Raw genomic sequence first — 13,061 nt, forward strand, 5'->3', positions numbered from 1 at the left:
ACGGTGCGCGCACTGACCACGGGGGCGACGGGCCGGCGTGACCGGCAGGCCGGGCGGAAGTCGTGACGCGGGGCGGCTCCACCGCGCGGGCCGCGGGGATCGTGACACTTGTGGTGGCGGGGCTGCTCGGGTCCGCGTACGTGCTGGGCCGCAGCCTCGTCCCCGACCAGCCACCTCCACACTCCGCAGGTGCCACCACGAGCGCCGACGGGCCGCGTTACGCCGACCAACCGAGCATCGGCGAGCCGAACGCGGCCCCGACCACTGGTGCGGCACCGCGCAACAGCGCCGGCCCGACCGCGACCGGCCCGGCCGAAGCCGGCCAGGACGGCACCGGACGGGACGCCGGAGGCGACAACCTGTTCGGGGCACACGCCACCACCGGCACCCCGCGGCTCGCGCTCACCTTTGACGACGGGCCGGACCCGCGCTACACCCCGCAGGTCCTCGCCCTGCTCCGCGAATACGACGTACGTGCCACGTTCTGCGTGGTCGGCGAGAACGCGCAGAACCACCCCGACCTGGTCCAGTCGATCGTGGAGGCCGGGCACACCCTGTGCAACCACTCCTGGCACCACGACGTCGGCCTCGGCGCCCGATCGCCCGACGCGATCCGCTCCGACCTCCTCCGCACCAACGCGGCGATCCGGGCGGCGGTGCCGAACGCCCCGATCGTCTGGTACCGCCAGCCCGGCGGCGCTTGGACGTACCCGGTGGTGTCGGTGGCGCGGCAGCTCGGCATGACCCCGCTGCACTGGTCGGTGGACCCGTCGGACTGGGAACTGCCCGGCGCCACCAAGATCACCGCGACGGTGGTGGGCCAGGCCCAACCGGGCTCGGTGGTCCTGCTGCACGACGCCGGCGGGGACCGGCAGGGCACGGTGGAGGCGCTACGCCGGATCCTGCCCGACCTGACCGCCCGGTTCGAGCTGGAGGCACTCCCCACCGACCCGACCTGAGCCGCGGCTTTGCGGCGACGGTCCGGGCGTCAGGACACGCAACGGATACGGTGGCGGAATGAGCAGCGCGGAGCCGACAAGCGACCAGGTGACCCGGAGCGACCGACTGGCGTCGGCGGACATCACCGACGTGCTGACCCTCGCCAGCCTCGCCGGTGACACGGACGGGGCCGACCCGCTCGACGAACACGTCCTGCTCCGGCTGCGCGACCCCGACGCCCCCGCCGTGCATCTGATCGCCCGCGCCGACGACGGCACCCTCACCGGGTACGCGCACCTGGACACCACCGACCCGGTCGGCGGGATCGGGGTCGAGCTGGTGGTGCACCCCGCGTACCGGCGACGGGGCACCGGCCGGGCGCTCGCCCGGGGCGTACTCGCCTCGGCAACCGGGCCGCTGCGGGCCTGGGCGCACGGCGACCACCCTTCGGCCGCCGCGCTCGCCGTCGACCTCGGTTTCACCCGCGCCCGGGTGCTCTGGCAGTTGCGCCGGCCGTTGGCCGCCCCGCTCGGTGAGCCGCGCCTGCCCGACGGCGTGGCGCTGCGCGCGTTCCGACCCGGGGCGGACGACGCGGCCTGGCTGACCCTCAACGCACGGGCCTTCGCCGAGCACCCCGAGCAGGGCCGCTGGACGCCGGACGACCTGCGGGTCCGCCTCGCCGAGCCGTGGTTCGACCCGGCGGGCTTCCTGCTCGCCGAGGAGACCGCCACCGGTCGGCTGCTCGGTTTCCACTGGACCAAGGTGCACGAGCGGCCGGGGTCGGCCCGAATCGGCGAGGTGTACGTCCTGGGTGTGGAGCCGACCGCGCACGGCGGCGGGCTCGGCCGGGCCCTGACGACCGCCGGGCTTGCCCACCTGCGGGACAGGCGCGGCCTGGATCGGGTGATGCTCTACGTGGACGACTCGAACACCGGGGCGGTCGCGCTCTACGAGCGGTTGGGCTTCGCCCGCTGGTCGGCGCACATCAACTACCACCTGGGCTGACCGGCGGCCGGCGCTCCGGCTGGGTCACCGGTAGGTAACGGCAGAGCGTCGGCGGCATAACATCGAACCGGAAATATGCCCATACTTCCGACAGGTGTATCCGGGTTCACTTAACGGACAACTCACCCTCAGCAAGCGGTCACCTCGGGGGCCGTACGTGTTCACCTTGCGTTCACTTGCGACCGGCGAACCGGCTACCTGGCACTTCTAACTTTCGTGTCAGCCGGTCACTGCCGGTCCTCGGGCCCCGGGATCGGGGCGCCAAGTCAGACGCGAAGGGAAACCCCTCAGGTGAAGCTCCAGCGGTACGGCACTATTGCCTGCCTCGCCCTCGCCGCGACGCTCGGCCTCAGTGCATGCGGCTCGGACAACAACGAGCCCGCCTCCGGCGCGAGCGCCTCGGGCTCGGCCGCCGCGGTCGACTGCGCTACCGGAACGCTGAACGCCCAGGGCTCGTCGGCACAGAAGAACGCCATGGCCGAGTGGATCAAGGCGTACCAGCAGAAGTGCCAGGGCACCACGATCAACTACGAGGCTTCCGGCTCGGGCGCCGGCATCCAGGCGTTCATCGCCGGGACCGCCGACTTCGCCGGTTCCGACTCCGCGCTCAAGCCGGAGGAGCAGCCGCAGGCCGACGCCAAGTGCGCCGGTGGCAAGGCCATCCACCTGCCGATGGTGATCGGCCCGGTGGCCGTCGCCTACAACGTCAGCGGCGTGGACAACCTCCAGCTCAAGCCGGCCACCCTGGCGAAGATCTTCGCCGGCAAGGTCACCAAGTGGGACGACGCCACGATCAAGGCCGACAACCCGGACGCCAAGCTCCCGGCGACCACCATCCAGACCGTCCACCGTTCGGACGAGTCGGGCACCACCGACAACTTCACCAAGTACCTCTCGAAGACCGCTGAGAGCGACTGGACCCTCGGCAACGCCAAGGCGTGGAAGGCCCCGGGCGGCACCGGCGCCAAGGGCTCGGACGGCGTGGCCAGCCGGGTCAAGGGTGCCGACGGCTCCATCGGCTACATGGAGTGGTCGTTCGCCGAGAACGCCGGCCTGAAGATGTCGAAGATCGGCAACGGCAACGGCGAGTTCGCCGCGCTGACCGCCGAGGCGGCTGGCAAGACCATCGCCGGCGCTGCCATCGACGGTCAGGGCGACGACCTCAAGCTGAAGATCGACTACAACACCAAGGAGGCCGGGGCGTACCCGATCGTCCTGGCGACGTACGAGATCGTCTGCAGCAAGGGCCTCGCGGCCGACAAGCTCAAGCTGGTCAAGGGCCTCCTGGGCCACGCTGCCAGCGCCGAGGGCCAGGCCTCTCTCACCGAGCTGGGCTACGCCCCGCTGCCGGAGACGGTCCGCACCAAGGTCGAGACCGCGGTCAAGAACCTCTCCTGACCCGATTCCACACCTCCGCAATCGAATCGAGCGAGCAGATGGGTGAAACCCCTCACCGCTCGGCCGACGCCGGCACCGGCGGGACGCGCGTGACCCAGAGTCACGAGTGGCCCGCCGGTGCCTCGGCGCGTGTGGCCGAGGCACCAGTCAGCACCCGTTCCCCGGGCGGCACCGGGCTGGGCGGCGGCGGCGCGCTGGCGCGCAGCCGCAAGTTCGGCGCCGAGCGGGCCTTCCGCGGTCTCACCCTGGCCGCCGGCACCGCCGTTCTGGTCATCATCGCCGCCATCGCGATCTTCCTGGTCGCCAAGGCGGTGCCGGCCCTTCGCGCCAACACCGAGAACTTCTGGTCCTACGAGGGCTGGTCCCCCAACGACACCCAGCCGAAGTTCGGCATCGGTGCGCTCGCGTTCGGCACCGTCCTCAGCTCGGCACTCGCACTGCTCATCGCGGTGCCGGTGGCCCTCGGCATCGCGCTCTACCTGTCGCACTACGCGCCGCGCCGGCTGGGCACCGCGCTCGGCTTCCTCGTCGACCTGCTGGCCGCCGTACCGAGCGTCGTCTTCGGCCTCTGGGGACGGGACGTCTTCAGCAGCCCCGTACGGGACTTCTCGATCTGGTTGAACCAGCACTTCGGCTGGATCCCGCTCTTCGGCGGTGACGGCCCCTTCGGGGCGTCCGTGATGCTGGGCGCCCTGGTGCTCGCGATCATGGTGTTGCCGATCATCACCTCACTCTCCCGCGAGGTGTTCCTCCAGACGCCCACGGCGAACGAGGAGGCAGCCCTCGCCCTGGGCGCCACCCGCTGGGAGATGCTCCGCACCGCGGTGCTCCCCTACGGCCGCCCCGGCATCATCGCCGCGATGATGCTCGGCCTCGGCCGGGCGCTCGGCGAGACCATCGCCCTGGCGCTGACCCTCGGCATCACCTTCGGCATCTCGTTCAACCTGATCCAGAACGGCGGCAACACCATCGCCGCCAACATCGCCAACGCGTTCGGCGAGGCGAACGAGACCGGCCGGGGCGCGCTCATCGCCTCCGGTCTGGTGCTGTTCACCATCACGCTGATCGTCAACATCACGGCGCGGGCGATCATCTACCGCCGCCGGGAGTTCACGGAGTCGGCCGCATGACCACAACCGTCACCTCCCACCGCACCCGGCCGCCGGCCCAGCCGGACTCGCTGCGGACCAGGCGACTGCCCTGGTACGCCGCCCCCGCCATCGCCGTGGCCGCCCTGGCGCTCTCCGCCGTGGTCGTCTACGGCACCGGCGTCGGCGGCCCGGTCCTCGTCGTCGTCCTCGGCGCGATCCTCTACCTGGTCGGTCTCTTTGCCACCGCCAACGCGGTCGAAGGACGCCGATCGGCCCGTAACCGCACCTGGAGCGCACTGATCCACTCCGCCTTCGTGCTGGCGGTGCTGCCGCTCGTGTCGGTGGTCTGGACGCTGGTCAGCAAGGGCGCCGACCGGCTGGACGCCAACTTCTTCCAGACCTCGATGAACAACATCGGGGCCCGGGACGCCAACGGCGGCGCGTACCACGCGATCGTCGGCACCCTGGAGCAGGTCGGCATCGCCACCCTGATCACCGTCCCGCTCGGCGTTCTCTGCGCGATCTACATCGTCGAGTACGGGCGGGGCAAGTTCGCCTTCACGATCCGGTTCTTCGTGGACGTGATGACCGGCATCCCGTCGATCGTCTCCGGCCTCTTCGTGCTGGCGTTCTGGGTGCTGATCGTGTCGCCGTGGTTCAACGACGGTCGGCCCAGCTTCTCCGGCTTCGCCGCCGCGCTGGCACTGAGCGTGCTCATGCTGCCCACCATCGTCCGGTCCACCGAGGAGATGCTCCGCCTCGTGCCGGCACCCCTGCGCGAGGGCGCGTACGCGCTCGGCGTACCCAAGTGGAAGACCATCCTGCGGGTGGTGCTGCCGACGGCGCTGCCCGGCATCGTCACCGGCGTGATGCTCGCCATCGCCCGCGCGGCCGGCGAGACCGCGCCGGTGCTGCTGGTCGCCGGCGGTGGCGCCGCGATCAACACCAACCCCTTCGAGAACAACCAGTCGTCGCTGTCCCTCTTCGTCTACCAGCAGGCCGGCGACGCGTCGAAGTACGCGCCGGCACGGGCGTGGACCGCGGCACTCACCCTGGTCGCCCTCGTACTCATCCTGACGATCGCGGCGAAGTTGCTGGCCCGTCGCAACAGGCTCAGCCGATGAACCCCGGAGGTACCACCATGGCCAAGCGCGTCTCCGCCTCGAACGTCACCGCGTACTACGGCGGCTTCAAGGCGATCGAGAACATCAACCTGACTGTCGAGCCGAAGACGGTCACCGCCCTCATCGGGCCGTCCGGCTGCGGCAAGTCGACGTTCCTCCGGTCCATCAACCGCATGCACGAGGTGCTGCCGGGGGCCCGGGTCGAGGGCAGCCTGACCATCGACGACCAGGACATCTACGACCGGGACGTGGACGTCACAGCGGTCCGGCGCACGATCGGCATGGTCTTCCAGCGGCCGAACCCGTTCCCCACCATGAGCATCTTCGAGAACGTGGTGGCCGGGCTGAAGCTCAACGGGGTCCGCAAGAAGTCGATCCTGGAGGACGCGGCCGAGAAGGCCCTGCGCGCCGCGAACCTGTGGGGCGAGGTCAAGGACCGGCTGGGCAAGCCCGGCGCGGGCCTCTCCGGCGGTCAGCAGCAGCGGCTCTGCATCGCCCGGACGATCGCGGTCGAGCCGCAGGTCGTCCTGATGGACGAGCCGTGCTCCGCCCTGGACCCGATCTCCACCCTGGCGATCGAGGACCTGATGTTCCAGCTCAAGGACAAGTTCACGATCATCATCGTGACGCACAACATGCAGCAGGCCGCGCGGGTGTCGGACCGGACCGCCTTCTTCTCGATCGAGAAGACCGGCGACCCGGGCCGGCTGATCGAGTACGACAACACCCAGAAGATCTTCAGCAACCCGAGCGTGAAGAAGACCGAGGACTACATCACCGGCCGCTTCGGCTGAGCCGACCACGACCGGTCACCGGCGCCCCGCCCTCCCGGCGTGGGCGCCGGCCCCATTTCCGGCACCACCCCCGCGTCTCCCGACGCGGTCCGGCGGCAGGCGGGTCAGGCCAGGACGAAGCGGGGTTCGCCGTTCGGCGGTAGGTCCAGGCGCGGGGTGATCGGGCTGGCGGCGTCCCGGTCGGCCGCCGCGCGCGCCACTCCGGCGAGGTCGCCGGCCGCCGCCACCTGGTCCAGCGTGACCAGGGTCGGTGGCAGCATGGTCAGCTCGCCGGCCTGGGCGCGAGCCAGCGCGTCCGCCGGCTGGATCCACAGAGTGTGGTCGGCCTCGCCGGAGACGTCGCGGGTCCGCTGGCCCGCCGGCAACAGGGCGATGAAGAAGTACGTGTCGAAGCGGCGCGGCTCGAACTCCGGCGTGATCCACCGACTCCACGGCAGCAGCAGGTCCGATCGGAGGGTCAGCTGACGGTCGGCGAGCAGCGCGGCGAAGCCCAACCGGCGCCCCTCCAGGTCCTGCCGGGCCGCCTCCCAGTCGTCGCCGCTGACGTCACCCACCACGGTCTCCCGGTCCGGGCCGGCGAGCAGCACGCCGGCTTCCTCGAAGACCTCCCGAGCGGCGGCGCAGACCACCGCCTGCGCGGCCTGCGGGGCAACACCGAGGCGGTCCGCCCACTCGTCCGGCGTCGGGCCGGCCCAGTCCAGGTGCGCCTCCGAGTCGGAGCGGTCCACCCCGCCGCCGGGGAAGGCGTACATCCCGCCGAAGGTCATCGCGGCGACCCGGCGGATGACGTACACCTCGAAGTCGTCGTCGGTCGGACGCAGCAGCAACACGGTGGCCGCGACCCGCGGCGTGGCCGGGATGCCACCCTCGGCCTGGAACCGGCGGGCGTGCTCGACCAGGGCGGCCGGGGCGGCGAAGCCGGCGCTGTCGATCGTCATGCCGCGAGCCTAGTTCCCCCGGCCGGACCACCACCGGGCCAGACCACCGACCACGGCCTTTGCTCCGCAGCCTGATGTGCACCACCACCCACGCGCTCCCCCGCACGCACCACCCTCACGCAGCACTTCTACGCAGCGCTCTACGCGCCACGCTCGCGCTGCGCCCTTGATGCCGGCTGAGTGCTGGCGCATCGGCGGCAGCAGAGCAAAGGCGACGCAACAGAGGTTGGTAGGCGAGGGGGTGGGGCGGGCGACCTGGCAGCCGCAGGGGTTAGCGTTCCGGCATGACTCGTTGGGGCATCCTGGCCACCGGCCACATCGCCAGTCGTTTCGCCGAAGACCTCCGGTTGGTGCCGGACGCCGAACTGGTCGCGGTCGGTTCCCGCACCGCGGAGAGCGCGCGGCGCTTCGCCGACACCCACGGTGCGGAACGCGCCTACGGCTCCTGGGTGGAGTTGGCCGCCGACCCGGAGGTGGACGCGATCTACGTGGCGACGCCGCACTCGGCGCACTACGAGGCGGCGATGACCTGCCTCACCGCCGGGCGGGCGGTGCTGCTGGAAAAGCCGTTCACCCTCGACCTGGCCACCAGCACCGAGTTGATCGACACCGCCCGCGCCGCGGGGGTCTTCCTGATGGAGGCCATGTGGATGCGGCTGAACCCGATGATCCTGCGCGTGGTCGAGCTGATCGCGGACGGGGCGATCGGCACGGTGACCGGCGTCCGGGCCGACTTCGGGGTGGCTGGACCGTTCCCACCCGAGCATCGGATGCGCAACCCGGCGCTGGGCGGGGGTGCCCTTCTCGACCTGGGGATCTATCCGATCAGCCTCGCTCACCTGCTGCTCGGGGTGCCGCAGCACGTCCGGTCCTGGGCGCAGCTCGGCCCGGAGGGCACCGACGAGAACACCGGCATCCTGTTCGGGTACGACAGCGGCGCGCTGGCGACGCTGAGCTGCGGCATGGTCGGGGCGAGTGAGCTGTCCGCGTCGATCATCGGCAGCACCGGTCGGATCGACCTGCCGGAGCCGTTCTTCCGGCCGGGTTCGGCGACGGTGCACCGGGCCGGCGCGGAGCCGGAGACGATCACCATCGAGGCGGCCGGCAACGGCTACCAGTACGAGGCGATCGAGGTGCAGCGCTGCCTGGCCGCCGGGCTCACCGAGAGCCCGGTGGTGCCGCACACCACGACACTTGAGGTGATGACCCTGCTGGACACGGTCCGCGAGCAGATCGGCGTGCGGTACGAGTGAGACGACGAAGGCCCCCGGGTGACCGGGGGCCTCCGAAGCCAGGCGGAACGGGGTCAGCCGAAGAGCGGCCGGACCAGCAGGTACATGATGCAGGCGATGAGCGCGGCGGCCGGGAACGTGATGATCCAGGCGAGCACGATGTTGCCGGCGACGTTCCAGCGAACAGCGGAGAGTCGCTTGGTCGCGCCCACCCCCATGATCGCCGAGGTGATGGTGTGGGTGGTGGAGATGGGCGCCTTCAGCACCAGGGCGTTGAAGTAGAGCACCGCGCTGGCGACAGTCTCGGCGGCGAAGCCCTCCGGCGGCCCCAGGTCGATGATCTTGCGGCCGAGGGTGCGGATGATCCGCCAGCCACCGGCGTACGTGCCGAGGGCCAGCATCGTCGCCGAGGTCCAGAACACCCACCCCGGGATGTGCGTCTTGCTCTCCTGGAAGCCGCCGGTGTAGAGCGCCAGCACCACGATGCCCATGGTCTTGGCGGCGTCCTGCATTCCGTGACCGACCGACATGGCGGCCGCCGAGCCGGTCTGCGCCCAGCGGAAGCCCCGGTTGAGCTTGCCCGGCTGCCCCTTCCGGAACAGCCAGAGGATGGCCAGCATCAGCAGGTAACCGAGGGTGAGGCCGACGATCGGCGACAGCACCATCGGCAGCAGCACCTTCTCGCCGATGTTGCCCCACTGCACGATGCCGCCGGTGGACAGCAGGGTCGCGCCGACCAGGCCGCCGAAGAGCGCGTGCGAGGACGACGAGGGCAGACCGAAGTACCAGGTGATCAGGTTCCAGGCGATCGCCCCGAGCACCCCGGCGAAGACCACACCGAGGCTGCTGACCCCGGCGGGGAGGGTGACCAGGTTGTCGCCGACGGTCTTGGCCACGCCGGCGCCGAAGTGGGCGCCGACGAAGTTGCCGACCGCGGCGAGCCCGAGGGCGATGCGGGGTGTCAGCGCCCGGGTGGAGACGCTTGTGGCGATCGCGTTGGCGGCGTCGTGGAAGCCGTTGGTGTAGTCGAACGCCAGGGCCACCGCGATCACCGCCAGCACGGCGATGAGTTCAGGGGACACCGGCTCAGGACTCCTTGACGGCGATGGTCTCGACGGTGTTGGCCACGTGCTCGAAGGCGTCGCAGGCGGCCTCCAGCTCGTCGGCCACCTCCTTCATCTTCAGCACCGTCAACGCGTCGTACTCACCGGAGAAGAGCCGGACGAGAAGCTGCCTGTTGATCCGGTCGCCCTCGTTCTCCAGCCGGTTGCACTCGATCCAGTAGTCCTCGAGGTCCTTCATCGACTTGAGCCGGGGCATGGCGTCGGCGGTCAGCTTGGCCTGCTGGTCGAGCACGTTGACCATCTCGTGCAGCTCGCGGGGCAGCGCCGGAAGCTCGGTCAGCCCGTACAGGTAGAGCAGGTCGCCCACCGCCTCGAGGTGGTCCATCACGTCGTCGAGTAGTGAGCCGAGCCGGTAGATGTCCTCCCTGTCGAACGGGGTGATGAAGGTCGAGTTGATCTTCTTGTACAGGTCGTGGGTGATCTGGTCGCTGTCGTGCTCGACCTCGGTGAGCCGCTCGCTGACGGACTGCACGTCCACGCCGGGCAGGGCCAGCTCGTTGAGCAGCGCGGTGCCCCGGACCAGGTTCTGCGCGGCCCTGGTGAAGAGCTCGTAGAAGGCGCCCTCGGTGGGGCGGAAGGAAAACTTCACAGCACAGACCTCGTCGCGTCGGTGGAAGGGTGGCGGCACCCGAGAGCGCCCGCTCGGTGAATGCTAGGAAACGGCTGAACGGGGAATTCGCCGGCCCACCCCTGGCCAGGCACCATTCACCGCTCGTTCACCTGCCGTTCATCTCGGCTGCCCCACCCGCACCCGCTCCCCCAGCCAACAGGCGCTTCCGCTCCCGCGCCACGTCGAAATCGGCTGCCGGATACCCCAGGTCGAGCGTGTCGAACGTCTCACGCAGCAGATGGGCGACCGCCCAGTCCCGGTACCACTTGCGGTCCGCCGGCACCACGAACCAGGGCGCGGCGTCCGTGCCGCACCGGCTCAGGGCCTCGGCGTACGCGGCCTGGTAGTCGTCCCAGTGCCCCCGCGAGTCGATGTCGGAGGGGTTGTACTTCCAGTGCTTGCGCGGGTCGGTGAGTCGGTCCATCAGGCGTTTGCCCTGCTCGTCGTACGAGATGTGCAGCATCACCTTGATCAGGGTGACGCCGTCCTCGGTCAGCTCCTGCTCGAACGAGTTGATCTCGTCGTAGCGGGCTCGCCAGGTGGTCTCCGGCACCAGTGAGCCGACCCGGGCGATCAACACGTCCTCGTAGTGCGAACGGTTGAACATCCCCACGTACCCGGGCGGTGGCAGCTCCCGGCGAATCCGCCAGAGGAAGTGGTGCCGCAGCTCCTGACGGGTCGGCGGCCCGAACGAGCGAATGTGCAGGCCCAGCGGGTTCATCGCGCCGGCCACCCGCTTGACAGTGCCGTCCTTACCGCCGCAGTCCATGGCCTGGAGCACCAGCAGCACCCGCTGCCGTGGTCGCTCCGACCCGGCCTTGGCCATCGCGAAGAGCATTTCCTGCTGGCGGCCCAACTCCTCGCCGACCAGCTGCACCTGCTCCCGGGCCCAGGTCTTACGGTGCTCACCACGGCCCGCGAGCTCCGGCAGACCGGGCATGGACCGTGGGTCGATCGCGCCGAGATCCACCGGCGCGGTGACCCGCAGCAGGTCCCGAACGGGCCCGCCGTCCGGCGCCGAGATCCGCCCTTGCTGGGGTTCGCTCATGCACGGATCATCGCCCACCCACCGCCGATCCGCCCGCCGAGGGCCACCTCCCGCCCTGGCCGTCGACCGGCACCCCAACCTTCGGCCGCCGAGGGCGCCGGCCCGGCGGGCCGGCGGGGCTGCCGGCGCGCCCGGCGAACGGGAGGATGGGGACCGGAACGCCGACCGGAAGGGGTGGTGGGTCGTGCGGGAGCTGGCGACGGAGTTCGAGGCGGAGCGGGGCCGACTGCTCGCGGTGGCCCACCGGATGTTGGGCAGCCGCAGCGAGGCGGAGGACGCGGTGCAGGAGACGTGGCTGCGCTACGCCGGGGCGCTGGCCGAGCCGGCGGCCCGCGCCGAGATCCGTGACCTGCGCGCGTGGCTGACCACCACCTGCGCCCGGATCTGCCTCGACGTGCTCCGCTCGGCGCGGGTCCGCCGCGAGGCGTACCCCGGGCAGTGGCTGCCCGAGCCGGTGGTGAGCCAGTTGGGCGGCCGAGCGCCGGCCGACGGCTACGCGCCCGACCCGGCGGAGCGGGCGGTCCGGACCGACCAGGTCGGCACGGCGCTGCTGGTGGTGCTGGAACGGCTCGCACCCGAGCAGCGGGTCGCGCTGGTGCTGCACGACGTGTTCGCGCTGCCGTTCGCCCGGGTCGCGGGGGTGCTCGGCACCACCGAGGTGGCCGCCCGGCAACTCGCCTCCCGGGCCCGCCGGGCGGTCACCGCGCCGGACGTGCCCCGGCACACCGCCGACCCGGCCGAGCAGCGCCGGGTCCTCAAGGCGTTCGTCGCGGCCACCGAGTCCGGCGAGCTGGACCAGCTCGTCCAGGTGCTGGCACCGGATGTGGTCTTCGTGGGCGACTCGGGCGGGCACTACCCGGCGGCCCGTCGGCCGGTGCTCGGCGCGGACGCCGTGGGTCGCCTCACGCTCGGCCTGTTCGGCCGGACCGGCCGGTACGCCCACCGGGTGCTGGCTCGGCCCGTGCTCGTCGACGGCGCGCTCGGCCTGCATCTGGAGACCGTGCACAGCGACGGGCGGCCGATCCGCCTGGTCACCGCGTTCGCTGTGGACCAGGGCCGGATCACCGCCATCTACAACCAGCTCAACCCGGAGAAGCTGACCGACCTGCCGGCGCTGGGCACCGACGACGGCTGGCCACCACGCTGGTGAGCCGGCCCGCCCGGGCGTGCGGCCTTCAGACCACCAGTGCCAACCACTTGCGGTACGCGGTGGCGAACGGCTCGGTGCCGTCGCCCAGGGCCCCGAACAGCCGCTGAGCCGCAGCCTCGGCCTCGACCACCACGTCGTCCGGGTAGCCGAACCGGGCCCGGTGTTCGGCGAACTCGTCCTCGTCGAGCAGCTCCACCAGGCCGGTGGCCCGACGCCTGACGACGTCCAGGTCGAGGTCGATCAGGTGGACGGTGTCGTCGGACTCCCAGCGGGCCGGGGTCGCGATGTCGCAGTAGACCTCGCTGGTGCGGGGCGGGGGGTTGAACATGGCCGTCCACCAGGCGCGGTGTGGCACCAGCAGCACGAACGGGATCTTCTCCACCGAGGGCCGGCCGTGGTAGACCGACTCGGTGCCCTCGGGCACGCCGAGCCAGACGCCGAGATCGTCCTCGGTGAGCCGGCGGGCCGGGTAGTCGCGGTGGGCGCTGCCGTCGTACTTGCGGTAGATCACGCGGACCATGTCGCTCGGCATGATTCGCACCCTAACCGATACAGCCCAACGCGTCGTAGCGCGGCCGTAACCGGACGGGGTCGGCCAGCCACTCCGG

Annotated in this window: 13 protein-coding genes; 8 read left to right on the forward strand and 5 right to left on the reverse strand. The window is 71.1% G+C overall.

Annotated elements, in window-relative coordinates:
* Window positions 1-62: 62 nt before the first annotated feature.
* The 6 genes from ABZ406_RS03080 to pstB all read left to right on the forward strand — a co-directional run bounded on the left by ABZ406_RS03080 (window position 63) and on the right by pstB (window position 6,351).
* Window positions 63-959, forward strand: coding sequence for a polysaccharide deacetylase family protein (locus ABZ406_RS03080; protein ID WP_357755653.1), 897 nt, complete (start codon window positions 63-65; stop codon window positions 957-959).
* A gap of 58 nt (window positions 960-1,017) precedes the next feature.
* Window positions 1,018-1,944, forward strand: a complete 927-nt coding sequence (mshD, locus tag ABZ406_RS03085; RefSeq protein ID WP_357755654.1) for a mycothiol synthase — start codon at window positions 1,018-1,020, stop codon at window positions 1,942-1,944.
* 291 nt (window positions 1,945-2,235) lie between these two features.
* On the forward strand, window positions 2,236-3,342 hold the full coding sequence (pstS, locus tag ABZ406_RS03090; RefSeq protein WP_357755655.1) for a phosphate ABC transporter substrate-binding protein PstS: 1,107 nt from the start codon (window positions 2,236-2,238) through the stop codon (window positions 3,340-3,342).
* 38 nt (window positions 3,343-3,380) lie between these two features.
* Complete coding sequence (gene pstC, locus ABZ406_RS03095) at window positions 3,381-4,472, forward strand: phosphate ABC transporter permease subunit PstC (RefSeq protein WP_357755656.1); 1,092 nt, start codon at window positions 3,381-3,383, stop codon at window positions 4,470-4,472.
* Window positions 4,469-5,557 (forward strand): phosphate ABC transporter permease PstA, encoded by a 1,089-nt coding sequence (pstA, locus tag ABZ406_RS03100; RefSeq protein ID WP_357755657.1) that lies wholly within the window; start codon window positions 4,469-4,471, stop codon window positions 5,555-5,557. Before pstC ends, pstA begins: the two co-directional genes overlap by 4 nt.
* Before the next feature lie 17 nt (window positions 5,558-5,574).
* A complete protein-coding gene (gene pstB / locus ABZ406_RS03105) occupies window positions 5,575-6,351 on the forward strand; it encodes a phosphate ABC transporter ATP-binding protein PstB (protein ID WP_112584183.1) in 777 nt (258 codons plus the stop codon).
* 104 nt (window positions 6,352-6,455) lie between these two features.
* Here the strand turns inward: pstB and ABZ406_RS03110 are convergent, their stop codons facing one another.
* Window positions 6,456-7,289 carry an NUDIX hydrolase gene (locus ABZ406_RS03110; protein WP_357755659.1) on the reverse strand — a complete coding sequence of 278 codons (834 nt, stop codon included), beginning with the start codon at window positions 7,287-7,289 and terminating at the stop codon, window positions 6,456-6,458.
* Window positions 7,290-7,573: 284 nt separating this feature from the next.
* Here ABZ406_RS03110 and ABZ406_RS03115 point away from each other — a divergent pair, with 284 nt between their 5' ends.
* Window positions 7,574-8,542 carry a Gfo/Idh/MocA family oxidoreductase gene (locus tag ABZ406_RS03115; RefSeq protein ID WP_357755660.1) on the forward strand — a complete coding sequence of 323 codons (969 nt, stop codon included), beginning with the start codon at window positions 7,574-7,576 and terminating at the stop codon, window positions 8,540-8,542.
* A gap of 53 nt (window positions 8,543-8,595) precedes the next feature.
* On the opposite strand, the gene ABZ406_RS03120 is transcribed toward ABZ406_RS03115, so the two are convergent.
* The 3 genes from ABZ406_RS03120 to ABZ406_RS03130 all read right to left on the reverse strand — a co-directional run bounded on the left by ABZ406_RS03120 (window position 8,596) and on the right by ABZ406_RS03130 (window position 11,303).
* A complete protein-coding gene (locus ABZ406_RS03120) occupies window positions 8,596-9,603 on the reverse strand; it encodes an inorganic phosphate transporter (RefSeq protein ID WP_357755662.1) in 1,008 nt (335 codons plus the stop codon).
* Window positions 9,604-9,607: 4 nt separating this feature from the next.
* Entirely contained in the window at window positions 9,608-10,234 is a 627-nt protein-coding gene (locus ABZ406_RS03125) for a DUF47 family protein (RefSeq protein ID WP_053655020.1), read from the reverse strand.
* 127 nt (window positions 10,235-10,361) lie between these two features.
* Complete coding sequence (locus ABZ406_RS03130; RefSeq protein ID WP_357755663.1) at window positions 10,362-11,303, reverse strand: PPK2 family polyphosphate kinase; 942 nt, start codon at window positions 11,301-11,303, stop codon at window positions 10,362-10,364.
* A 184-nt stretch (window positions 11,304-11,487) separates the two neighbouring features.
* Between ABZ406_RS03130 and sigJ the strand changes: the two genes are divergently transcribed.
* Window positions 11,488-12,453, forward strand: a complete 966-nt coding sequence (gene sigJ / locus ABZ406_RS03135) for an RNA polymerase sigma factor SigJ (protein WP_357755664.1) — start codon at window positions 11,488-11,490, stop codon at window positions 12,451-12,453.
* 25 nt (window positions 12,454-12,478) lie between these two features.
* Here sigJ and ABZ406_RS03140 read toward each other — a convergent pair whose 3' ends face one another.
* Window positions 12,479-12,985 carry a DUF402 domain-containing protein gene (locus ABZ406_RS03140; RefSeq protein WP_357755666.1) on the reverse strand — a complete coding sequence of 169 codons (507 nt, stop codon included), beginning with the start codon at window positions 12,983-12,985 and terminating at the stop codon, window positions 12,479-12,481.
* Window positions 12,986-13,061: the final 76 nt, after the last annotated feature.

The organism is Micromonospora sp. NPDC005710, from assembly GCF_040630995.1.
In the GTDB taxonomy this organism is placed as follows: Bacteria; Actinomycetota; Actinomycetes; order Mycobacteriales; family Micromonosporaceae; genus Micromonospora.

Excerpts from the sequence above, each read along its gene's own strand:
- pstB (WP_112584183.1), top strand. The coding sequence starts at position 5,575 with ATGGCCAAGCGCGTCTCCGCCTCGAACGTCACCGCGTACTACGGCGGC.
- ABZ406_RS03130 (WP_357755663.1), bottom strand. The coding sequence starts at position 11,303 with ATGAGCGAACCCCAGCAAGGGCGGATCTCGGCGCCGGACGGCGGGCCC.
- ABZ406_RS03140 (WP_357755666.1), bottom strand. The coding sequence starts at position 12,985 with ATGCCGAGCGACATGGTCCGCGTGATCTACCGCAAGTACGACGGCAGC.
- ABZ406_RS03110 (WP_357755659.1), bottom strand. The coding sequence starts at position 7,289 with ATGACGATCGACAGCGCCGGCTTCGCCGCCCCGGCCGCCCTGGTCGAG.
- mshD (WP_357755654.1), top strand. The coding sequence starts at position 1,018 with ATGAGCAGCGCGGAGCCGACAAGCGACCAGGTGACCCGGAGCGACCGA.
- ABZ406_RS03115 (WP_357755660.1), top strand. The coding sequence starts at position 7,574 with ATGACTCGTTGGGGCATCCTGGCCACCGGCCACATCGCCAGTCGTTTC.
- pstA (WP_357755657.1), top strand. The coding sequence starts at position 4,469 with ATGACCACAACCGTCACCTCCCACCGCACCCGGCCGCCGGCCCAGCCG.
- pstC (WP_357755656.1), top strand. The coding sequence starts at position 3,381 with ATGGGTGAAACCCCTCACCGCTCGGCCGACGCCGGCACCGGCGGGACG.